Annotated in this window: 18 protein-coding genes and 5 pseudogenes; 8 read left to right on the forward strand and 15 right to left on the reverse strand. The window is 68.3% G+C overall.

The window, feature by feature from the left end; genetic code table 11:
* Positions 1–259 precede the first annotated feature (259 nt).
* Together FE633_RS20520 and FE633_RS20525 are read left to right on the forward strand one after the other, a co-directional pair.
* On the forward strand, positions 260–439 hold the full coding sequence (locus FE633_RS20520; RefSeq protein WP_138046616.1) for a hypothetical protein: 180 nt from the start codon (positions 260–262) through the stop codon (positions 437–439).
* Positions 440–587: 148 nt separating this feature from the next.
* Positions 588–1,154, forward strand: a pseudogene (locus FE633_RS20525) (integrase core domain-containing protein); the annotation flags it as partial.
* Here the strand turns inward: FE633_RS20525 and FE633_RS20530 are convergent.
* The 4 genes and pseudogenes from FE633_RS20530 to FE633_RS20545 all read right to left on the reverse strand — a co-directional run bounded on the left by FE633_RS20530 (position 1,155) and on the right by FE633_RS20545 (position 4,454).
* Positions 1,155–2,123 carry an alpha/beta fold hydrolase gene (locus FE633_RS20530; RefSeq protein ID WP_138046617.1) on the reverse strand — a complete coding sequence of 323 codons (969 nt, stop codon included), beginning with the start codon at positions 2,121–2,123 and terminating at the stop codon, positions 1,155–1,157.
* Between the two features lie 116 nt (positions 2,124–2,239).
* Positions 2,240–2,766, reverse strand: a pseudogene (locus FE633_RS20535) (transposase); the annotation flags it as partial.
* 1 nt (position 2,767) lies between these two features.
* Entirely contained in the window at positions 2,768–3,451 is a 684-nt protein-coding gene (locus FE633_RS20540; RefSeq protein WP_138046618.1) for a DUF998 domain-containing protein, read from the reverse strand.
* A 169-nt stretch (positions 3,452–3,620) separates the two neighbouring features.
* On the reverse strand, positions 3,621–4,454 hold the full coding sequence (locus FE633_RS20545) for an SDR family oxidoreductase (protein WP_138046619.1): 834 nt from the start codon (positions 4,452–4,454) through the stop codon (positions 3,621–3,623).
* 297 nt (positions 4,455–4,751) lie between these two features.
* On the opposite strand from FE633_RS20545, the gene FE633_RS20550 reads away from it, so the two are divergent.
* Positions 4,752–6,011, forward strand: coding sequence for an MFS transporter (locus FE633_RS20550; RefSeq protein WP_138046620.1), 1,260 nt, complete (start codon positions 4,752–4,754; stop codon positions 6,009–6,011).
* A 650-nt stretch (positions 6,012–6,661) separates the two neighbouring features.
* Positions 6,662–7,321 carry a TetR/AcrR family transcriptional regulator gene (locus tag FE633_RS20560; RefSeq protein WP_171060044.1) on the forward strand — a complete coding sequence of 220 codons (660 nt, stop codon included), beginning with the start codon at positions 6,662–6,664 and terminating at the stop codon, positions 7,319–7,321.
* Positions 7,322–7,706: 385 nt separating this feature from the next.
* Here the strand turns inward: FE633_RS20560 and FE633_RS20565 are convergent.
* Positions 7,707–8,368, reverse strand: a pseudogene (locus tag FE633_RS20565) (transposase family protein).
* Between the two features lie 101 nt (positions 8,369–8,469).
* Positions 8,470–9,768: an MFS transporter gene (locus FE633_RS20575; RefSeq protein WP_138046622.1), complete on the reverse strand. Its 1,299-nt coding sequence runs from the start codon at positions 9,766–9,768 to the stop codon at positions 8,470–8,472.
* A gap of 72 nt (positions 9,769–9,840) precedes the next feature.
* Between FE633_RS20575 and FE633_RS20580 the strand changes: the two genes are divergently transcribed.
* Positions 9,841–10,857, forward strand: coding sequence for a GlxA family transcriptional regulator (locus FE633_RS20580; RefSeq protein WP_138046623.1), 1,017 nt, complete (start codon positions 9,841–9,843; stop codon positions 10,855–10,857).
* Between the two features lie 261 nt (positions 10,858–11,118).
* Here the strand turns inward: FE633_RS20580 and FE633_RS20585 are convergent, their stop codons facing one another.
* The 8 genes and pseudogenes from FE633_RS20585 to FE633_RS20615 all read right to left on the reverse strand — a co-directional run bounded on the left by FE633_RS20585 (position 11,119) and on the right by FE633_RS20615 (position 16,926).
* Positions 11,119–11,760: a TMEM175 family protein gene (locus tag FE633_RS20585; RefSeq protein WP_138046624.1), complete on the reverse strand. Its 642-nt coding sequence runs from the start codon at positions 11,758–11,760 to the stop codon at positions 11,119–11,121.
* A gap of 187 nt (positions 11,761–11,947) precedes the next feature.
* Positions 11,948–12,898, reverse strand: coding sequence for a fumarylacetoacetate hydrolase family protein (locus FE633_RS20590; protein ID WP_138046625.1), 951 nt, complete (start codon positions 12,896–12,898; stop codon positions 11,948–11,950).
* Positions 12,895–14,025, reverse strand: a complete 1,131-nt coding sequence (locus FE633_RS20595; protein WP_138046626.1) for a VOC family protein — start codon at positions 14,023–14,025, stop codon at positions 12,895–12,897. Before FE633_RS20595 ends, FE633_RS20590 begins: the two co-directional genes overlap by 4 nt.
* 108 nt (positions 14,026–14,133) lie before the next feature.
* On the reverse strand, positions 14,134–14,685 hold the full coding sequence (locus FE633_RS20600; protein ID WP_212747248.1) for a carboxymuconolactone decarboxylase family protein: 552 nt from the start codon (positions 14,683–14,685) through the stop codon (positions 14,134–14,136).
* Between the two features lie 241 nt (positions 14,686–14,926).
* Entirely contained in the window at positions 14,927–15,874 is a 948-nt protein-coding gene (locus FE633_RS20605; protein ID WP_138046628.1) for a quinone oxidoreductase family protein, read from the reverse strand.
* Between the two features lie 222 nt (positions 15,875–16,096).
* Positions 16,097–16,458, reverse strand: a pseudogene (locus tag FE633_RS48510) (IS630 family transposase); the annotation flags it as partial.
* A gap of 20 nt (positions 16,459–16,478) precedes the next feature.
* Positions 16,479–16,603, reverse strand: a pseudogene (locus FE633_RS49790) (IS630 family transposase); the annotation flags it as partial.
* 56 nt (positions 16,604–16,659) lie between these two features.
* Positions 16,660–16,926: a sigma-70 family RNA polymerase sigma factor family protein gene (locus FE633_RS20615; RefSeq protein WP_212747249.1), complete on the reverse strand. Its 267-nt coding sequence runs from the start codon at positions 16,924–16,926 to the stop codon at positions 16,660–16,662.
* Between the two features lie 3 nt (positions 16,927–16,929).
* Here FE633_RS20615 and FE633_RS20620 point away from each other — a divergent pair, with 3 nt between their 5' ends.
* On the forward strand, positions 16,930–17,172 hold the full coding sequence (locus tag FE633_RS20620; RefSeq protein ID WP_138046629.1) for an SRPBCC family protein: 243 nt from the start codon (positions 16,930–16,932) through the stop codon (positions 17,170–17,172).
* A gap of 536 nt (positions 17,173–17,708) precedes the next feature.
* Here FE633_RS20620 and FE633_RS20630 read toward each other — a convergent pair.
* Entirely contained in the window at positions 17,709–18,191 is a 483-nt protein-coding gene (locus FE633_RS20630) for a hypothetical protein (protein ID WP_138046630.1), read from the reverse strand.
* Positions 18,192–19,170: 979 nt separating this feature from the next.
* On the opposite strand from FE633_RS20630, the gene FE633_RS47805 reads away from it, so the two are divergent.
* Together FE633_RS47805 and FE633_RS49795 are read left to right on the forward strand one after the other, a co-directional pair.
* Positions 19,171–19,380: a hypothetical protein gene (locus FE633_RS47805; protein WP_212747250.1), complete on the forward strand. Its 210-nt coding sequence runs from the start codon at positions 19,171–19,173 to the stop codon at positions 19,378–19,380.
* Positions 19,335–19,580: a transposase gene (locus tag FE633_RS49795; protein WP_212747251.1), complete on the forward strand. Its 246-nt coding sequence runs from the start codon at positions 19,335–19,337 to the stop codon at positions 19,578–19,580. The genes FE633_RS47805 and FE633_RS49795 overlap by 46 nt, the downstream gene beginning before the upstream one ends.
* Positions 19,581–19,662: the final 82 nt, after the last annotated feature.

Here is a 19,662-nt window from a genome sequence, read left to right on the forward strand (position 1 = left end):
CCTTCGCCGACACGACGGTGCCATCCACGCTCAACGACAAACAGCATCGCGACTCACCGAGAAAGCCAGACTCACGCAACCGCAACTGGTCGATGACGGAACTAGCTGCTATCAGACCGATATTGACCGCAATTTTGGAGTGAGGCTGCACATTCTGGCCACCGTGGACGCTTCTTGAATGGAGGCGGATGGCGCCTCTGGCGCCAGGGGCGAGACGAAGAGCGCCTGCAAGCAGAAACAGGTACATGGGGAGGCCCCCGTGCAGCAGAGCGCTGCCGGGTGGTTGTTCGAGATCGCGCTTGCCCTCAGGGTGTTCGGCCCAGACGCCGTCCGGGTCTGCCGCCGACTGCTGACGGCCGGTGTGCGGATCGGCGTCACCGGACTGGGCGGCAACCGCGCCCCGTCCGGCCCTGACAAGTCGTCGCGGGATGCGCTGTGACTGGCGAAGCAGGGCCGGAGGAGACCGGCAGAGCCGTCGGCGTACCCAAGATCGTGCCCATCGACTGGCAGAAGGCGTGCTGGGGCTTCCACACCAGCGCCGTCGTATCGACTGGACCATTCTCAAGCGCCGCATCATCGACATGCACTCCCGGCCCGGCAAGCTGGTCCACATCGACGTCAAGAAACTCGGCCGCATCCCGGACGGCGGCGGCCACAAGACGCTGGGCCGCCAGGCCGGCAGCCGGACCACCCGTGGCGGGATGGGCTTCGACTACATCCACCCCGCCGTCGACGACCACTCCCGCCTCGCCTACAGCGAGATCCACAGCGACGAGAAGGTCGCCACCTGCGCGGGCTTCCTCACCCGCGCAGCAGCGTTCTTCCACGCCCACGGCATCACCCGCATCGAGCGCGTACTCACCGACAACGCCTGGGCCTACCGCAAGGGACTGGCCTGGAAACAAGCCCTCGACCAGATCGGCGCCACCGGAAAACTGACCCGCATCTACCGGCCCCAGACCCACGGCAAAGTCGAACGCTTCAACCGCACCCTGCTCGAAGAACGGGCCTACCTACGGCCCTACACCAGCAACGACGAACGCAGCGAAGCTCTCGACAGCTTCCTCCACTCCTACAACTACCATCGCTGCCACACCGCACTCGGCGGCCAGCCACCCATCACCCGCGTCAACAACCCTGCAGGGCAATACACCTTAGCCCCACAGGACCTCCGGTGCCGCGGCCATATCACGCAGGAAACTGTCCAGCAGGCCGTTCACCCGCTCGGCCCGTTCTTGCTGGGTCCAGTGCCCGCAGCCCTCGAAGATGACCGGCTCCCGCAGGTTTGGCACGTATTCCCGTTGCGTTTTCACGTCCATGTACCGCGTGGCCGAGTCGTGCTCGCCGGCCGCCAGGAGCACGGGCTGCTGAACGGTCGTCGCACCCAGAGCGGGAAGCTCATGCCAGTCCCGGTCCACATTGCGGTAGCGGTTCAGGCCTCCGGTGAAGCCGGTGCGTTCGAACTCCTCGATGTAGTGGGCCAGCTCGGACTCGCTGAGCCACGTGGGCAATGCGTCGGGCTCCGGAATCGAGTCGAGCAGGTCGGCGTCCTTTGGAAGGCCGGTGACCAGCCGGAGTCCCAGTTCCCCCGCGTCCCCGGACAGCCCATACATGATCATCCGCATCGTACGAGCGACATCGGCTCCCAGTGCCGCCTCCGCCACGCCGGGCTCCTGGAAGTACAGCAGCCAGTTGAACGTATTGCCCGCCCACTCGCGCAGGGCCTGGGTCATCGGCACAGGCGTCCGAACCTGGTAGGGCACGCTCAGCGCAACGATGGCCGGGAACCGTTCCGGGAACAGCTGGGCGCACGCCCACGCGATCTGCGCGCCCCAGTCGTGGCCGACGATCACTGCGGTCGGCAGCTCCAGGGTATCCAGGAGCCCGACCACATCTCCCACCATCTCGCGCATGCCGTACGCCTCGACGGCCGAGGGGGCAGTAGTGCGTCCATACCCCCTCAAATCCGGTGCGATTAGGTGGAATCCGCTAACCCCGGACAGCTGATGCCGCCACGAGTACCCCAACTCGGGGAACCCGTGAAGCAGCACGGCCGGGGGCCCTTCGCCGGTCTCGGTCAGGTGCATGTCGATGCCATTGGCCCGGACATTCCGCTCGTTCATGATCAAGGCCTCCTCCCGTGCCACCGTCCCAAAGCGCCAGTGCGGACGCGTCGTCCCATGGGCGGCTCCGGTCCTACGCCCGCGGGAGTACACGGCAGCCGCCGCCTTCCAGTTCTCCCTCTCGGATGACGTCCTCCAACCTTGCGCGAACGCGCAGTTCGCACCCGCTTGAAGGTTTCGTTGACCGACTCGATGACCTGCCGCAACGGTTTGAACAGCGGTGTGCCTGGCCGTTCCGGCTCGCCATTGCGGGCTGGCCGCAGCAGTGCATGTCCTGTTCGGCCAGCTGTTGTTCGAAGTCGCGGTCGAAGTAGTTCCTGTCGCCGATCAGTGTCTGTCCCGGCCAGTCGGCGACGAGGTCCGGTTCGGCGGCGAGCAGGTCCAACGGGGACTCGCGTTCGTCGGCCTTGGCCCCGGTCAGGGCGAAGGCGACGGGCAGGCCCTGCAGGGTGCACACCAGGTGCAGCCGCAGACCCCAGAAGTAGCGCGAGTGGCTGACGCAGTAGCCGTACTCGGCCCATCCGGTCAGGGCGGAGCGTTTGACGGTCTCCCGGGAGCGTCCGCACTCCACCGGTGTGGAGTCCACGCTCCATACGTCGTCGCTCCACACGGAGGTGTCGGTTGCCGGCACCCGGGTCAAGCGATCAACTGCGGGGTTCCGCACGTCGCTGGAGGATGTGGACGGCGACCAGGACCAGCCAAACCTCCAACGCGTAGACGGAGACCCTCTCGGTCCCGCCCATGCCGAGACCGGCGTAGTGGCCACTGAAGTGCATGAGCGCCGCGACGAATGCGACGACGCTGATGACTACGGTCGGCGTGCGCAGCCGCGCAAGCGCACCGCGCCGGAAGGCCAGGCCCGCCACCAGCAGACCGACATTGCCCCCGAGCATGATGAGTGCGGCCCCCAGCACGTGCAGATCCAGGTTGACGTCGGCGGGCCATACCCCCGCAAGCACATACCCACCCGCTCCCGCGACGATCAGCACACGTGCCGCCATGGACGCCACTCCCCTGCCCCACCAGCGCGAGGTCAGCAGCACGCCGACGATGACGAGTACCGTAGCGACGATGACGGAAGTGTTGAACAGCGCGTGATCCGGTGAGCAGATGTAGCGGTCAGGCGGATTGTCAGCGCCGGAGTTCCGGCAGTACACGTTGCCCAGATCGCTGATGTTGTTGTCCCGCAAGCTGTACGGGGTGGTCCAGGCGAACTGGGCTACAGCATTGGCCAGGAGAAAGAGCGCCGCGCTGATGATCCAGCAAAGCGCGCCGATGCGGGTAGCCGTGAGCCGTCGTGGCTGTCGGGGCGTGATCATGCGGGTCATGTCATCACCACATCCCGCGCACGGTCACTGGCGCTGACCCCCTGATACGAGGTGAGGTTGTCCCCAGCTGTGCACCGTCAGCACCGACGATGGGCTCCCTCCCCCTGCGCGCGCAGCCGATCCCTTGGAATCGATCATCTAGACGCCCAGCTCTCACGAGGCGGGTATCTCAGCGGAAGTTGTCGGCATTCTCCGCAGCCCACTGCTGGAATGGTCTGGCTGGGGAGCCGGTGACCCGTGAAACCGTGTCGCGCACTGCCAGCAGCTCGTCATTGACGTCTCCGCCCGTGACGTCGAGCACTGCATCCGCTGCCTCGTCCCCGAAGACCGCGGCCATCTGAGCGTGAGCGTCCTGCCGGCTGATCTCGATGAAGGGCACATCCCGCCCGAGTGTTGCCGCGATGGCCTCGACCTGCTGCCGGGCTGTCACCGGCTCCGGACCGGTCAGGGCATACGTCCGCCCCTGGTGGCCGGGCTCGGTCAGCGCCACCCGCGCCACCGACGCGATGTCCGCGGGGTGGATCGTTGGCAGCCCGGTGTCGGCATACGGTGCACGGACCGTCTCACGGTCGCGGATCGACGCCGCCCACATCAGAGCGTTCGAGGCGAACTGCGTCGGCCGCAGGATCGTCCAGGACATGCCGCTGTCTTTGAGCAGCCGCTCGACCGCCAGGTTCTCGTCGGCGGGGCCCAGGTGCGGATGAGTCTGGACGGTAATGGACGACACCAGCACCACGTGCTCCACACCCGCCAGCCGGGCGGCCTCGAGGATGTCGGCATCCGAACCCAGACGCGACACGAGGAACAGCGAGCGCACCCCCTCCAGAGCGGTCTTCAATGACTCCGGCTCCGCGAAGTCACCCTCAACGGCCTCGACCATGTCAGGGAACGTGGCCCGTGCGGCGTCACGGGTGAGTCCTCTCAGCGGCCCCGCACCGCATGCGTGCAACTCCCTCAGCAGTGCACTTCCTATGTTTCCGGTGGCTCCGGTCACGAGGATCATGAGCGCGTTCTCCTGCCGTCAGATGATCAACTTGAGGACACGCTAGAAGCTCAATCGCACTTCAGGTCAAGGAGACTCCTGGCCCTTGCCGCTGCCAGGCACGCACGCGGACACCCCGGCGCTTCGGGCCGTGGACTGATCTCCAACGAGCTACCACTGCCCTTGCCACACACCCGAGTGACATCGAAACTCACCGATCAGAAGCGCGTAGACCCTCTACTGGCATCCGAACCCATCGACAAACGACACTCGTTGAGAGGCTCTGGCTCAATTTCTGTGCTGCGTATCGTATTGACGGTGAGCGACGCCAGCGGAACCGAGATACCCACCGATGTGCCACGACAGGTTCCGCTCCGGCGCAACAAGGGCTTCCGGATGCTGTGGATCGGCCAACTGCTGTCCGATACCGGCACGCAGATCAGCGGGATCGCCTACCCGCTGCTCATCTTGGCCCTGACCCACTCGGCGGTGCTCGCCGGAGTGGTGGGTACGGTGCGGGCAATTACCCTGCTATGCCTGCAGCTGCCCGCCGGGGCTCTGTCGGACCGGTTCGACCGGCGGCTGACGATGATCATCTGCGATGTCGTGCGCGCCGCCCTGCTGGCTCTGCTCGGCATCCTGATCGTGCTGGATCTCGCGTCCTGGCCGGTGGTCCTGGCCGTGAGCCTGGTCGAGGGGGCCGCCGGTGCCATCTTCGATCCGTCCGCCGCTGCCGCGCTGCCGGGAATCGTGCCGGACGGGCAACTCGAGCAGGCGTGGGCCGCCACCGAAGCCCGGACGTACGGTGCCAGCCTGGCCGGCCCGGCAATCGGCGGGATGCTGTTCGGGGTGGGCCGGGCCGTCCCGTTCCTGGCCGACGCCGTCTCCTTCGCGGTCTCGTTCGGCACGGTGAGCCGGCTCCGCGGGCGGTTCCGCCCGGAGAACGCGGCCGGGCGCACGTCGTTGTGGCGCGAGGTGACCGATGGCCTGCAGCTCGTCTGGCAGGTGCCAGTTCTGCGCGCGGCGGTGATCCAGACGCCCCTGGTGAACTTCGCCTTCAGCGGCGTGATCTTCAGCATCACCCTCGCGATGCAACAGCACGGTACCTCCACCGCGGTGATCGGCCTCGTGCAGGCAGCCATCGCGGCCGGCGGGCTGCTCGGCGCCGTGGCCGCACCCCGGCTGCAAGGGCGCATGCACCTGGCAACACTGACCACCACGATCACCCTGGCCGGGGCCCTGCTGTTCGGCGCTGCGGCCCTGCTTATCCCGTCACCGCTGGTGGCGGCGCCGGTCGCCCTGGCGCTGCTGCTCGCGCCGGCCGCGAACGGCGCGCTGGTTGCCGTGGTGCTTCGCAGCGCGCCGGAAGAAATGCGCGGCCGAGTCATCAGCACCGTGATGATGGCGGCCACCGCGCTGGCGACGCTGGCGCCACTGATCGCCGGCCTGATTGTCCAGCACGCGTCCGGCGCATGGGCGGTAGGCGCCTTCGCCGCCACGACCGCCGCCGCGGCCGTACTGTGCCTGATCCTGCCAGGTTTTCGGCACGCGGAGTCCCCGGCGCCCGCACCGAGCTGAGTGACTGAACGAACAGGCCGCCTGGGGTGGTGCCCAGCTTTCGGGCAAGAACTGAACCCGCGTCCTCACATTCGCGCCGGGTGACGATGCCAGTGGGCGCTTCGAGCAAGCGGCGCAAACGATGCCAAGTCGCGTCCTCCCGCACGTACTCAGGGAATGCCTCATGTCCGCGCCGTATCAAAGGTCAGCACAGCGACATCCACCGAAGGCTCCACGGCTGGCCCTTACCGGACCGCGTCCGCGCCCTCGCGCCACAGTGCGGTCACCAACTTGGTGAAGCAGCGTGAGCTCAGCCCGCTGAAGGGGCCTGTCCAGGACCGCTCCAAAGCCGTGATGCCAGACCGACGGTGCTGACCTTCGTGCTCGGCATCGCCCTCGCCGCAGCGCCCGAGGCGGAATGGGGAGCCGGGTCCCCGGCCCACTGCCGCCGACACGGCGGACGAAGGCAGGCGTGAAGCTCCAGGGCGGGCGACCCGCCCTCCATAACGGATACAATGACACCGAAAATGGATTTCTGACGCACGCAGTGACACATCGGCCGCTGAAAGGGTGACCGTTTCATGGCTTCGGCTACAACACCCGTCCCTGGCAGTCCTGACTGGTGGGCGAGCCGACCGCCGGCTCCCACCTATCGGCGCGGGCGCCCCCCGATGGACGTCGACCGGATCATCGAGACGGCCTTGAAACTCATCGATGAGGTCGGGGCGCAGGCGCTGACACTGCGGATGCTCGCCGACGCCTTGGACTCGGGCACGGCGACGCTCTACCGGCACTTCAACGGCAAGGACGAACTTCTCGCTCTGGTCGCCGACAGAATCCTGGGCGAGGTCCGCGTTCCGCCCGAGGAGTCGGCAGGCAAGTCCTGGCGGGAGGCCGCGACGGTCGCCGCGGAGGCTTTCCACGGCACCTTGTGCCGACACCCCCGTGCGGTGCCCTTGCTGGCGGCTCAGGTTCCTGTCGGCCCCAACGGTCTGCGCGCCAGGGAGCGGCTCCTCACGCTGTTCCTGAGCCACGGGTTCTCGGTCCGCCTGGCTGCCCGCGCCTACACCGCGCTCGGACACTACGTGACGGGCTTCGCCATCCAGCAGTACGGTCCCGGCTCACCCCGTCCCGAGGACCAGGTGCATCTGCGGGGCTACTACCGTTCCCTGGACCCGGCCGCCTACCCGGCCACGGCGGCCGCAGCCGACGATCTCACCTCCGTACCGCTTCAAGAGGAGTTCCGGTTCGGCCTGGAGCTGCTCCTCGACGGTCTGGAGCAGGCCAGGCTCAGAGAGTCTCAGGTGTGCGGCGATGCCGTCGAGCGCTGACCCTGGCAGATCACACGGCTCCCTTCGCCAGGACCCGGCCGGCTGCGGCGCTCCTGCGCGCCCCCGGTGGTCTCGCTCGGCATTCTCGCCCTGCTACGGGTACGGCTTGGCGAGTGCGCTGTAGAGAGCAACTTCGGGGTGGGACAGGTCGATGTGGCCGATGCCGATCCAGGCGGGCGGCGGCCTGGTGAGGTCGGCGCACCGTGCGGCGTCGACGCAGGGACGCTCCTCCGCTCCGATGACGGCGGCCAGGTGTAGTTCCTCCGGGCGCGGGCCTCAACGCGAGAACGGCAACATGCAGGCCATACGTGCAGGCCAAGGGCTGGAGTCGGACGGGGACTCCGGTGCCATACGCGCGTTGGACAACAGTGAGCGTTTTCCATCCTCAGGGTGAGCTGGCCAGATGCAGGCAGAGGACGGCCTGGACGAGGCCCATGATGCGGGTGGTCGAGCAACGGAGCTTGCGGAGGAGTCGCCGGGACTTGAGGGCGGCGACGGCTTGCTCGACGAGGGCGCGGACCTTCGCCTGGCATCGGTTGACGGCCTGCTGCCCTGAAGAAAGCTTCTCCCACCGGCCGCGGTAGAGAACACGGACCGTGCCTCCGGCACCCTGGTAGCCCTTGTCGGCCCGGCAGTTGACATCGGCCCCAGTGAGGGCGTCGACGACTTGCCCGAGTAGAAGGGCCGGTCGGCGGCGATCCGGTCGTTCGGCAGCAGCGTCCCGTCCAGCAGGACGAACGCCTTCATCAACGCCGCCCGGACCGCCTCGGCGAGCGTCGGGGCGAGGGTGGCAAGGACCTCAACCGCCTCGGCGATGAAGCGGTAGGCGGTGGCGGTGCCGACGCCGAACCCGGCCGCGAGCTGCGCATACGGATGACCGTTGCAGAGATGGGCGAGGACGAGCAGGGCCTGCCGACCTGCGCTCATGCGCCGCCATCGGGTGCCGAGACCACGGCAGTGCTCCCGCAGGCGGGCGGAGAGGAAGCCGAGGGCAGAAGTGGACCTTGCGCAGGCGGATGTCCGTCCTCGGCTTCGACGACCAGCCACTGGCCGAGTGGTCCGAACTGTCCACGGTGGCCCAACTCCCCTCGACCATGGGGCACGTGGCCGGTGAACCGGCCCTGGTTGTCGAGGCCGACTACGCACGACTACTCGACGTCACCCACCAGCAACTCGGCGGCCCCATCGCCCTCGCGTGGCCCACCTGCCCTGTCAGGCTCGTGCGCGGCCCGGTACGTGGTCCAGGCGAGGGTGAGCACCGCCGGCGCGGACGCCAGCAGCAGCAGCTCCGGCGGCGGCAGGACGCGCTCCAGCACGGCCAGTAGATACGGCGCGCCGAATCCGAGGTAGGCGAAGGCCTGGAAGATGGCGGTCAGCCTGCCCAAGTTCTCGGCGCTCGCCAGGCGCTGCACTTCCATCAGCCCGCACACCAGGCAGCAGCCGTAGCCCGCGCCGAGCACCAGCGCGGCGATGGCGATGAGCCACCATTGCGCGCTCGCCGCGGCCACTGAGCCGAGTACCAGTCCGCCCACGACGATGCCCAGTGCGGTGGCGATCAGGTGGGGCTTCTCCGGGTGGTGGACACGACGCGCCAGCGGCTGCACCAAGATGCCCGCGACCATGGTCAGCATGGTCACCAGCGCACTGAACGTCAACGCCCTGTCACCGAGTTGGTCCCGCACCAGGCCGGGCAGGTAGGCCAACGCGACCGAGGACGCGCCGAACACCCACGGGGCCAGCGGCGCGATGATGGTCCAGAACCGGCGCCTGCTCGCTTCGGGTAACCGCAACGGCAACCGGAACGTGGCGTCCTCGTCGGCTTTGTGGGTCTCCGGTGTGTGCAGCACGAACGGTACGGCCGCCAAGGTGAGTGCCACATGCGGAATGTAGGAGGTGAGGACCGGGTTCGGTGCGGCCTGCGCCACGAGACCGGCGATCAGCGGGCCGACGGCGAAGCCCGTGGTCATGCCGATTGTCGCGCGTCGGGCACCGGCGTGCTCATCCCGACAGGAACCACTGACGGTGAGTTCCTTGATCCATGCGGTGCCCGAGCTGAACGCCGCTCCGCTGGCGGCACCGGCGACCAGCCGCCCGATGAACAGCCAGCCCAGCCCCGAACCCGCCAGCATGAGGAACCCGCTGGCGAGCGCCGAAGTGATCAGCGCGGGCACCAGCACCCGACGGCGGCCGTACCGATCGGAGTACGGGCCACCCAGCAGGAGCCCGGGGATCAGCCCGACGGCGTAGAGGGCGTAGGTCGCCTGCACCGTCGTCGTCGAGACGCCCAGTTCGGAGCGGTACATCAACAACAGCGGCGCGAACTGGTTCGCCCCCCAGCCGACGGCCGCCACGCCCAGAGCGATCGCAAGCCAAGCACGGCTGCCACCGGAAAGCTGATCGTCTTCCTTTGGGGACTTTCGGCACGTACGCGCTGTCGGGTTGGTCATGACTACGACGCTGACCGGTGACCAACAGTCTCCACAACGGGCCGAAATGCCACCGTGCGTACAATTTGGGCCATGACCTCCGTCGCGCTGGCCGTCACTGACGGGATGCCTCTGTTCGAACTGGCCATTCCGTGCACGATCTTCGGCCCCGGCAATCCAGAGGCTGCCGAGGCCGGTTACGAACTAAGGATCTGCGCGGCCCCCGGGGCGAGTGTCGGGGGATGGCTGCGCTCCGAGACACCGCACAGGCTGGAAGACCTGGCAGAGGCCGACACGGTGATCGTCCCCGCCTGCGACGACGCCCTGGACCACCCGCCTGCCGACCTGGTGGAAGCCGTACGCGCGGCGCACCAACGGGGCGCGCGGGTCGCCTCCATCTGCACCGGAGCGTTCGTGCTGGCTGCTGCCGGGCTGCTCGACGGACGCCGCGCGACCACCCACTGGATGCACACCCGAAAGCTGGCCGAGTCCTATCCGGAGGTCGAGGTGGATCCCGGCGTGCTGTACATCGACGACGGTGACGTGCTCACCTCGGCGGGGCAGGCCGCTGGGATCGACCTCTGCCTGCACATGGTCCGCAGCGACCACGGCGTGACCCTGGCCAACACGCTGGCAAGGCGGCTCGTCGTGTCTCCGCATCGCGCGGGCGGGCAGGCGCAGTTCATCGCCGACCCTTTGCCCGGCGGCGACGGCGGAGGTCCCGGTGAGGGCCGGTACGGTCTGTCCGGCCTGCTCGACGAGACGAGGCAACGGCTCGACGAGCCGGTCACGGTCGCCGAACTCGCTCGCCGAGCGAACATGAGCCTGCGCCATTTCAGCCGACGGTTCATGGCGGTCACCGGCACCAGTCCACTGCAGTGGCTGCTCACCCAGCGAATCCGTCGTGCACAGGAACTGCTCGAAACGACCGACAACAGCATCGAGCGAATCGCCGAGCAGGTCGGAATGGGCACAGCCACCACCTTGCGCCGCCATTTCAACCGCATAGTCGGCATTTCGCCAACCGCCTATCGGCGCGCATTCACCGAGTCCCGTGGCCTTGGCCGTTCTCGTTGGCCGGGGCTCGCACAGACGTCAGACCGGCCCTGATCCGTCACCCTAGGCATGGACGACCTGGCCATCGCCGATGCACGCCGACTGGAGTCCGTCCGGCCCTCCGCATCAGACGGATGGAGCACGGGGTGTCGCGGCTCGCCGGACGCCGTTGCCGTGGGCGAAGTCCTCCCGCACCTCGTCAGACTCCTCGAAGACGGCAGGGGTCTCCGCGCTGCCGGCCGGCGTCGTGCTGGAGGTGTCCAGACAACGGTGCCCGGCTCGTCGAATGTCAGCCGCAACTGGTCGCGGGCACGACTAGCTGGATCGATGTCCTTCTGGGTGGGTCGCCCAGCGGCCGGCCAGTGTGGTGAGCCCGAAGACCACCGCCCAGCTGTACTTGGCGCCGCTCAGGCTGACGAAGGCGATCGGGATGGACAGCAGGAAGGCGGCCGTAGGGAGTGTCAGGAACAACTGGAAGCGCCGCACGGCCCCAGGTACAGCATCCGGTCGCAGCAGGTCCCGGGCGCGGCAGTGGCGCACCATGTTGATCAGGCCGAGCCCGGTGCCCCCGACGACGGTGGCGTAGAGGACGGCGCTGATCTGGTACGCGCTGTCCTCCATGAGGACCTTCGTCGCGAAGGGCACCAGTGCGATCCCCAGCAGCCAGGCGAAGTTCAACCACAACAGCCGGGGGCTGAACCCGCCGATGCGGCCGAACAGCCACTTGTGACATGCCCACAGCGCGGCGATGACCGCGAAGCTCAGCAGGAACATCGCGTAGTCCGGGACCTGTTCCCGGAACACCCGCCAGACCTCGGCGTCGCTCGTGCCGTGGGGCACGGGCAGCTCCAGCGCCAGCAGGGTGAGCGCGATGGCGACGACAGCGTCGCTGAAGAAGACCAGTCGCTCATTGCCGGCCGTGGCGCGACTGACGCAGGTTTCACTCACCTCGGCCATGTCAACTCCCGGCGTTGTCGTGCCCGTTTCTTCGGGCTGTGCTTCCAGTTCCGCCGCCCCCGGTCATCTCGGAGCGAAATGCCTTGGCCACAGCGGCGCGCTTCGGCACCGTCAGCTTGGGCTCTTCGGCGGCGTTGGGGCCGAATGCCAGGAGCATGGACCGGCGCCATCGGCGACCACGCGCCGCTCACTGCGCGTTCTGATCAGTGTCCGCGACGAGCGTGCGCTGCTCACCGAGGTCGATGCGCCCGTCCGGCGTGGTGATCGTGGCGGTGATCAGGTCGCCCTCGTGCAGGTAGCGCGGATTGCGCTCCTGACTGGCGAAGAAGGCTTGCCACTTCAGGGCGGGCGGCAACAGCCCGGCGATCTTCTCGACCGGCTTGGGCGGGGCCTTCAGGGCCGTGCCGCCGGGGGTGCCGGTCAGCAGCAGGTCGCCGGGGTCGAGGGTCTGGAACCCGGCCAACACTGTCAGCGCCTGCGCCGGGGGCACGATCATGTCTGCCAGGGTGCGGTCCTGGCGCAGGCCTCCGTTGACCGACAGCCTCAGCCGAAGGTTGAGGAGATGGGCGAAGTCCTCCCGCTCCAGCAGGGCGAGGTAGGGCCCGGTGGGCGTGAAGGTCGGGTAGGACTTGCTTTCGTAGAACTGAGTCCTGGTCAGCTGTACGTCGCGCGCGCTGACGTCGTTGGTGAGCACGAGCCCGGCGACGTACGACGGCAGGTCACGTTCCTCGACCACGGTGCCCACGGGCAGGCACGCGCCCATCACCAGGCCGAGCTCGATCTCGTAGTCCAGCAACTTCACGTGCGGCGGCCGGACGATCGTGTCGTGGGGGCCGCTGACGGAGCCGGACGCCTTGCGGAAGAAGGCAGTCGGGATGTCGCCGCCGGCCCCGGCCTCACGGGCGTGGCTGCGGTAGTTGGTCATCTGCGCGACGACCCGGCAGGGGGTGGTGACCGGCGGCAGGGGGACCAGGTCGGCCACCGCCGTGCCCATCTCCCCCAAGGCGGCGGCCTCACGGACGGCAGCCCGGTCGGCGAGCAACTCGGCGGTGGTGACGGCCTTGGTCGCGACGGGTACCGCTCGCTCGCCGCGGACCACCCACCAGCCATCGGCAGTGCGTAGGACATTGGTGCTCATGAGTTCATCGCTTTCATCAGGCCCAGCAGACGGGCGGGGTCGAGTTCGTTGTCCTCACGCAGGCATTGCATGACCTCGCGAAGCAGTGCGGGAGACGGATTCGTACCGAGCCACTCGCGAGTGACCGGCGGTCCCCACTGGGCCTGACCGCTCGCCCTCATGGGCGCCCAGCCGGTTTCGACGTCGCAGGAGAACAGGTCGCCGTCGGCGAAGTGCTCCACCATCAGCCGGTCGGGGTCGCGCCAGTAGTCGAAGATCTGGCTGCCCTGGACGTGTCGGCCGATGCCCCAGCTGCGCTTGTAGCCGCGCTCGGCCAGGTATTCCCCGCCCGCCGCGATCGCGTCGAGATCGGTGACCTGGAAGGCCGAGTGGACATAGCCAGTGCTCGGCCCGAGATGCATGGCCAGGGTGTGGTGATCCACAGCCAGGCTGCCCTGGTCACAGCGCATGAACGCCATCGCCGGCCCGCGATCGCGCTGACCGTCCAGGAACAGGAAGTCACTGACGATCAAGCCGAGGTTGTCCAGGTACCAGTCGAGGGCCCGCGCGAAGACCCGCGTCGAGATCACCAAGTGGCCCAGTCGCTGGATGCGGGTCGGCTCACGGGCGGGGCGCTGCATGGAGTTGATGCGCGGGCGGTGGCTGCCGAAGTTGTGGGTCAGCGGCTGCTGTTCGGGCAGTGCGGGCAGTTCCTCGGTCCCGTGGACGACGCGCACCGGGAAGCTCGACGGGTCGAGCAGGTCGACGACGCGGCCGCCGCCGGCCTCTCCCAGCTCCTTGACGTCGGCGCCGGTGGCGCGCGCGAGCCGGTTCAGGTCCGACCGGGATGTCGCGCGGAAGGCCGGGCCGATGAACCGGGAAGCGCGACCGCGGCGGATGATCGCGCAAGGGGAGCCCGGGAACGTGCCGCGCAGATAGAGCGCGTCCGGCGTGCGCCCGGCGATGAAGAAGCCGAAGTCGCGGGCGAAGACCTCTGCGCGATGCAGGTCGGGCTTCTCGAACTCCAGCCACGCCAGATCGGCCACCTTGATCACGGGATTCCGGGCGCGCCCGGGGTGCTCGCCGCGCAGTGCCCCCTGCCCACTGTGCAGGTCCTGATGTGCGGTTTTGATACTCGGATCAGACATGGGTGTCTCCGGTGAAACATGCGATTGGCGAGAGCTGGGCGGCTTCGACGCCACGAACCGATCGTCGTGGCGCCGGAAACGACCCTCCCGCTCAGCGGCGTGGCAGCTTCAGCCGAGCGGGATCGGCGCCTCGAGGCCCGGCTCGATCTGTGTGTCCGTGCTGTTGAGGAGCCCGGCCAGCATGAAGTAGTGACCGGCCAGCATCACCGCTTCGACGGCCGCCTTCGTTCCGTACCGCGAGGACAGGCCCGCCCACTGCTGTTCGGTGAGCCGGCTGGTGGCCAGCAGGGTGTCCACGCCGGCCAGCAGCTCAGCGTCCTGACGTGCCCAGCCACCGAGGTTGTCCGACGTGATGCGGCGGATCTCCTCCTCGGTGAGCCCCGCGGCCAGCCCCATCCGTACGTGCTGGGCCCATTCGTAGGGGGAACGGCAGGTCCGTGCGGTACGAAGGATGATCAGCTCCCGGTCACGGGCCGGGAGAACCCCGTCGACGATGAAGCTGAGCCCGAAATTCATGTAGCGGCGGGCCAGTTCCGGGTGGTGGAGCAGTGTGAGCGCGACGTTGACGGACCCTCCCGTCACCTCGTCGACCTGGCCGAGCGCGGCTCGGTCTGCTGCCGGAAGTTGCAGGTCTTCCTTGATCCGTGTTGCGTGCGTCATTTCCATGAGTTCCTTCCGTTGAGCAGCGGGAGGAAACCCGCCGCGGAGGCTTGGGCCTTCGGCAGCGGTCCTGCCGTTCAGGCCCCGTGTGAGACAGCTCGCCCCATGCAGAAGAGGTGAGTCGACCTGTCTCATGGAGAGTTGCGCGAGCGCGTCGCCCGCCGACGATTCCGGCAAGGTCAGCCGAAGCGTCGGCCGTCCGGAGTCAGACCCCGAGCGATGCCATGGCCGTTCCTCACCGTCAGTCGGCGATCAGTACGGGGCGGGGGCCCGCAGGAGCCGTCCACGCCTCACTGGCCCGGGAGAGCGGGTAGGCGTGGGCGTCCACCTTCACCTTTCCGTCGGCGATGAGCTGTACGTACGCGGCGACCTGCACGACATAACGGCGCATGTCGAAGGAACCGATGCCGCTGCCGCTGAGACGGAAGGGGCGGCTGCGCAGCAGTGAGGCGGGCACGGCAGCCTGTTCGCCGGCCGCGGAGCCGATCTCCACGTAGTTGGTAGCCTGCGCGCCGGGAATCTCCGCCAGTGCCTCGAAGGCGGCCTCGGCAACGCCGCCCCACAGGAAGTCCAGAACGAGGTCGGGCGCATTGCCGTCGAGGGCCGCACCGATGACCGCCGCGTCCACGCCCTTGTTGCCGATGATCTCGACGATCTCGGCACCGAGCCCTGCCACCCGCTTGAGGTCGTCCATGCCACGGCCCACGCCGATTACGCGCCGCACGCCGAGCGCCAGGGCGTTCTGCACGGCGAGACCCCCGGCCGCTCCGGTCACCCCGAGGATCATCACGGTGTCCGGTGTGCCGTGCTCGTCCGCGTGGATGGTCAGCGGCATCCAGGACGACATGCCCGGGTTCACTCCCGCCGCCACCGCGACGGGGTCGGCGCCGTCCGGAAGCGGCAGGGCCAGGGTGACCGCCATCCGCTCGGCGAACGTGCCCCAGGGCTCCTCGACGTCGCCGGTGTACACCAGCGTGCCGTCGGCGGTGCGGGCCACCGCGTCAACGCCCGGCACCAGCGGGAAGTCCCCGGTGCTGCTGTAGTGCTTGCCGGACGCCTTGGCCCGCACGACGGGGTGGATCGCGGACGCGACCAGATCGACGATCTGCTCGCCCTCGCCGACCTCCGGGTCGGGGAAGTCGAGGTACTCGGGGACCGCATCCGCCGTCGTCACCACTGCTGCCTTCATCGCTGCTCTCCTTGGCTCTGGAATCACACCTGCGGTCCCGCGTGGCTCCCGACCGTGAAACGGACGCCGAAAGCCAGCAACCGGGACCAGCGGCCCGGCGCGTCACCCTTTACGGATACAACGTAACCATAATCCTGGCCGATCTCCAATACGATCCGCGTCGGGACTCCAGAACGCCCACTCCTGGAGCCCCGGGAAGAGCCCCCAACTCCAGCTCTCGGTACGTTCCTTGCGTTCGGCGGCCAGGACGTCGCGGTGGCGGGCGTTGGCATTTGCGCCAGCGGATATAGGCGAGCAGGGCCCGGGTCTGCACGGTGTGGTTGGGGTGGTTCGAGTTGGCGATGGTGAACTGGCGTTGCGGTCCGAAGTGAGCCTCGATCGAGTTCGCCCACGAGGCGTAGGTCGGGATGAAACACAGTTGGATCGGGGCACCGTCTGGCCTGGCGGCGGGGATCGACTCAGCGCGGTCAGCGGGTTTCCGGCACCTTTCCCGCGGCGATTGACGCCCCACAAGCGGTCGTCGCCGACCGAGTAACAGCCGTGGAGTAACGCACCCCGTGGGTGCGGTGGGAGGTGGCCGGTCGGGCCTGGTCTGCCCGGGCAGGCAGCGTAAGGCTTCGCGGCCCATGCGGATCACCCGGCCGTGGATCTTGCGCAGGTAGGCGGCGAGCTCCGTAACGACCAGCGGGTGCAGGGCTGGCCGAGCTTGATCGGGCGAGTGGTGGCCGTCACCGCACATCCGACTGCCATGACCACCAGCCCGGCGAACCTTCACGGTCACCGCACTAGTCGAGTGTTCGGGGCAGGCCGAGGTGCGACGCGAGCGTCGCCTCGAAGTGCGTGATCTCGCGGATCCGGTCGCCGGCGAGGCCGACCACCAGGACCCCCACGATGTGCAGGCCGCCGGTCACCGGGTCGCGGACGTACTCGCGCCACGCGGGCTGGTCATTCGCCCGTACCGGCACCATGCGGGCGATCCCCCGCCGGTGGGCGTCGATCGCGGTGAAAAACCGGCGCGCGGCCTCGGTGCCGCAGTGCGCGTCGCGTGGCACGTCGTGGACGGCTACCTGAGCTTCGTCGACGACACGACGGAGTGGACCGGCACCGACATCACCTTCGACATCGTGCCCACGGGCGACGGGACGGAGGTCCGCTTCACCCATCTGGGCCTCGCTCCCCACTTCGAGTGCTTCGAGAAGTGCTCGAGCGGGTGGCGCTACTACATCGCGACCAGCCTGCACGACCACATCATCGACCACTTGGGTCAGCCCAACCAGAAGGAAGGTGCCCCCTCGTGAGGGACCTGAGGGGCGACAGAGCGGCGTGAGGGTCGGATCCGGCAGGGCATTCCGCGCGCCGGGCCCGTTCCACCCTCACCGGCTCTATCTGCTCCCACACCGGGATCACCGATCCGCCCAGGTGGCCGGAGACGGGCTCCATATCCACCACGACATCGACCATGGCGCTGACGGCGACTCCGTCCTCGGTCGACCACGCCGTTCCAACTCACCCCGAAGTCAAGGCGATTGATGCGGGTGGTGGCCGTGAACCCGGCGCGCCTCCTGGGGCCCAGGCCTCGACCGTCCTCCCACCAGGGGGTATCCCACCGCGGGTATCCCACCGCCCCAAGTGGGTGACGTCGAAGGGCACGGGATGCGTGACGCCCCGGCTGACCGGTGTGCACCTGGGCCGCGTCGATGGTCGGTCGCCTCGACGTGGGCCTTCTCCGGCTCGTCGGGACCGACCCGCAGCCAGCCGTGCACGTTCTCGAACTGGCCGCGCACGTAGGCGACCACCATTTTCCTGGCGCCATTCCCCTGGGGCGGTGGCCTGATCAGCGTCGCAGCATGCGGCGCCAAGGGCCGAGGGCAGTGTCCGCGGATCCTCGGCGTCCGGTCATGCCCTCGGCGATGAGGGAGATGCCGGCGCCCAGCATCCAGACGTCCTTGGCCAGCGCGGTTCCCTGCTCAGTGGGGCGCAGACTGCCTTCCTGACGCATGCCCGGCGTACGCAGGTAAAGCCCGAGAGTGCCGCAAGAGAATGCGGTGAGCGCAGCCCCGGCGACAGTGGCAGGGATGACCGGCAGGAGCAGCCCGGTGGCAACGGCGATCTCCCCGGTGGAGAGCAGCCGGGTGAACTTCTGGGCGTCGAGCTTGCCCAGGAAGGGATAGGTGGCCGTGGCGAACTGCTGGAGTCGCTGAGCGGTGGCCTGGTCCGCGTCGCGTTTCGCCAGTCCGGAGTTGAGGAAGTACGCACCGACGGTGAGCCTGAGTGGCAGTTGCCGCGCTGCGGAACGCCATGCCGTACCGGATGCCACGCCGAGCCTCCCAACCTCGCCCCCGCCTACCACCATGCCACCGGTCCGAACCATGTCAAATGGGGAGTAGTCCCTGCCTGTGGCGCGTGTCCGGGCGGATGGCAGCACCACAACCGCGCCCCCTACACCTCCCAGACCGCCCTGGCTCAGATCCAGCAGGGTGAGGTCGAGCAAGCCTGCGAGACGGCCACCGCTGTGACCGGCAGTCGGGGTGCGGGCTTGGCGAGCGCAACCTCGACGGGACGCCACGCAGTCAGCCTCTGGCGCCGATGAGCGGACGGCCTGCTGCACGCACACCCCTTCGGCCGGCGAGAGGGCGCTCCCCAAACGGCGGACAAGCCGTGGTGGCGCGTGGAATCCGCGGCCGCAGCAACAGCACGAAGCAGAACGACCACCTCAAGACGGTCGAGACCCTGCCCCGGCACACATGACTCACGAACGACGCAACCCCCGGCACGGCTTACGCCGTCGGCGTCACGATCCAAGCCCGTCACAGCAGGTCCACGCGAAGGCGGACGAAGCGCACGATCCGATGCCGGGTCGTGCGCGCCTCCACTTCGGCCAGCACCAGAGCCGTGACCTGCCTCCTCCCCCTCCCCCCGCCAACGGCTCGCCGACCACGCCCGTGAGGGCCTGGCCGGCCATCGCGCGCTGCGCGCGCCGAGCTGGATGGTCTCGGTCGCGGTACCGCTCGGCAGCCGCACCACAAGCCGGATCGGCCGAGCCGGCAGGCCTGCCATCGCGACGACCGGGCAGTCGACCGTCTCGGTGTGCCACTGGTGCAGTGTCGGTATTCGAGAGTCGCAGTATTCGGCCTTGGGACTGGTGGGCTCGCATGTTGAGGTGTCGCGTATTCGCGAGCCGCTTGGCGCGCCGGACACGGTGAGTGTTCGCTTGGGCATCGTGGCTGCCGCCGCGAGTACTGACTTCGGCTCGTCAGGGTGATGTTGGGGTGTCGAGGCTCAGGCCGGTGCCGGCTATGAAGCCGTCGAGGGTCGAGCTGTCCAACCTGCCCAGGGTGATCGGCGCGCCGATCACCGTTGCGTGGAACGCCAAGGAAGACCTCCTGGACCTGCTTGCCACCGCCCGGACCCGCCCCAACCGGGAACAGGTCCGCGATCTGCTGTACCGCTTCTACCGCCGATGCGCCGATGCGCCGATGCCGACCTTCCCGAACTGCAGCGCCTAGCCACAACCGTCGAGACATGGTGGCCAGAGATCCTTGCGTTCCTGCACACTGGGATCACCAACGTCGGCTCCGAAGGCACCAACCGGGTCATCAAGACCATAGCCCGCGACGCCTATGGCTTCCGCAACCCCGGCAACCAGCGCTTACGCACCCGCTGCGCGACCACCCGTCGAGCCCGTGGACACCTCGATGCCCGCTAATTTCGTTGAGCCCGCACCCTGCAATCGTGTTGGCTAGCCGCACCGAACTGTCAGTACCGCAGGTGTCCGCTTGGCTGTAGCA

Source organism: Streptomyces montanus (genome assembly GCF_005786655.1).
GTDB classification, from domain to species: domain Bacteria; phylum Actinomycetota; class Actinomycetes; order Streptomycetales; family Streptomycetaceae; genus Streptomyces; species Streptomyces sporangiiformans.

What these genes read in the sequence shown, in the direction of transcription:
- FE633_RS20600 (WP_212747248.1), bottom strand. Translation starts at nt 14,685, where the DNA reads ATGACGCACGCAACACGGATCAAGGAAGACCTGCAACTTCCGGCAGCA.
- FE633_RS20575 (WP_138046622.1), bottom strand. Translation starts at nt 9,768, where the DNA reads ATGACCAACCCGACAGCGCGTACGTGCCGAAAGTCCCCAAAGGAAGAC.
- FE633_RS20545 (WP_138046619.1), bottom strand. Translation starts at nt 4,454, where the DNA reads ATGATCCTCGTGACCGGAGCCACCGGAAACATAGGAAGTGCACTGCTG.
- FE633_RS20560 (WP_171060044.1), top strand. Translation starts at nt 6,662, where the DNA reads ATGGACGTCGACCGGATCATCGAGACGGCCTTGAAACTCATCGATGAG.
- FE633_RS20590 (WP_138046625.1), bottom strand. Translation starts at nt 12,898, where the DNA reads ATGAGCACCAATGTCCTACGCACTGCCGATGGCTGGTGGGTGGTCCGC.
- FE633_RS47805 (WP_212747250.1), top strand. Translation starts at nt 19,171, where the DNA reads ATGAAGCCGTCGAGGGTCGAGCTGTCCAACCTGCCCAGGGTGATCGGC.
- FE633_RS20585 (WP_138046624.1), bottom strand. Translation starts at nt 11,760, where the DNA reads ATGGCCGAGGTGAGTGAAACCTGCGTCAGTCGCGCCACGGCCGGCAAT.
- FE633_RS20530 (WP_138046617.1), bottom strand. Translation starts at nt 2,123, where the DNA reads ATGAACGAGCGGAATGTCCGGGCCAATGGCATCGACATGCACCTGACC.
- FE633_RS20595 (WP_138046626.1), bottom strand. Translation starts at nt 14,025, where the DNA reads ATGTCTGATCCGAGTATCAAAACCGCACATCAGGACCTGCACAGTGGG.
- FE633_RS20540 (WP_138046618.1), bottom strand. Translation starts at nt 3,451, where the DNA reads ATGACCCGCATGATCACGCCCCGACAGCCACGACGGCTCACGGCTACC.
- FE633_RS20580 (WP_138046623.1), top strand. Translation starts at nt 9,841, where the DNA reads ATGACCTCCGTCGCGCTGGCCGTCACTGACGGGATGCCTCTGTTCGAA.
- FE633_RS49795 (WP_212747251.1), top strand. Translation starts at nt 19,335, where the DNA reads ATGCGCCGATGCGCCGATGCCGACCTTCCCGAACTGCAGCGCCTAGCC.
- FE633_RS20605 (WP_138046628.1), bottom strand. Translation starts at nt 15,874, where the DNA reads ATGAAGGCAGCAGTGGTGACGACGGCGGATGCGGTCCCCGAGTACCTC.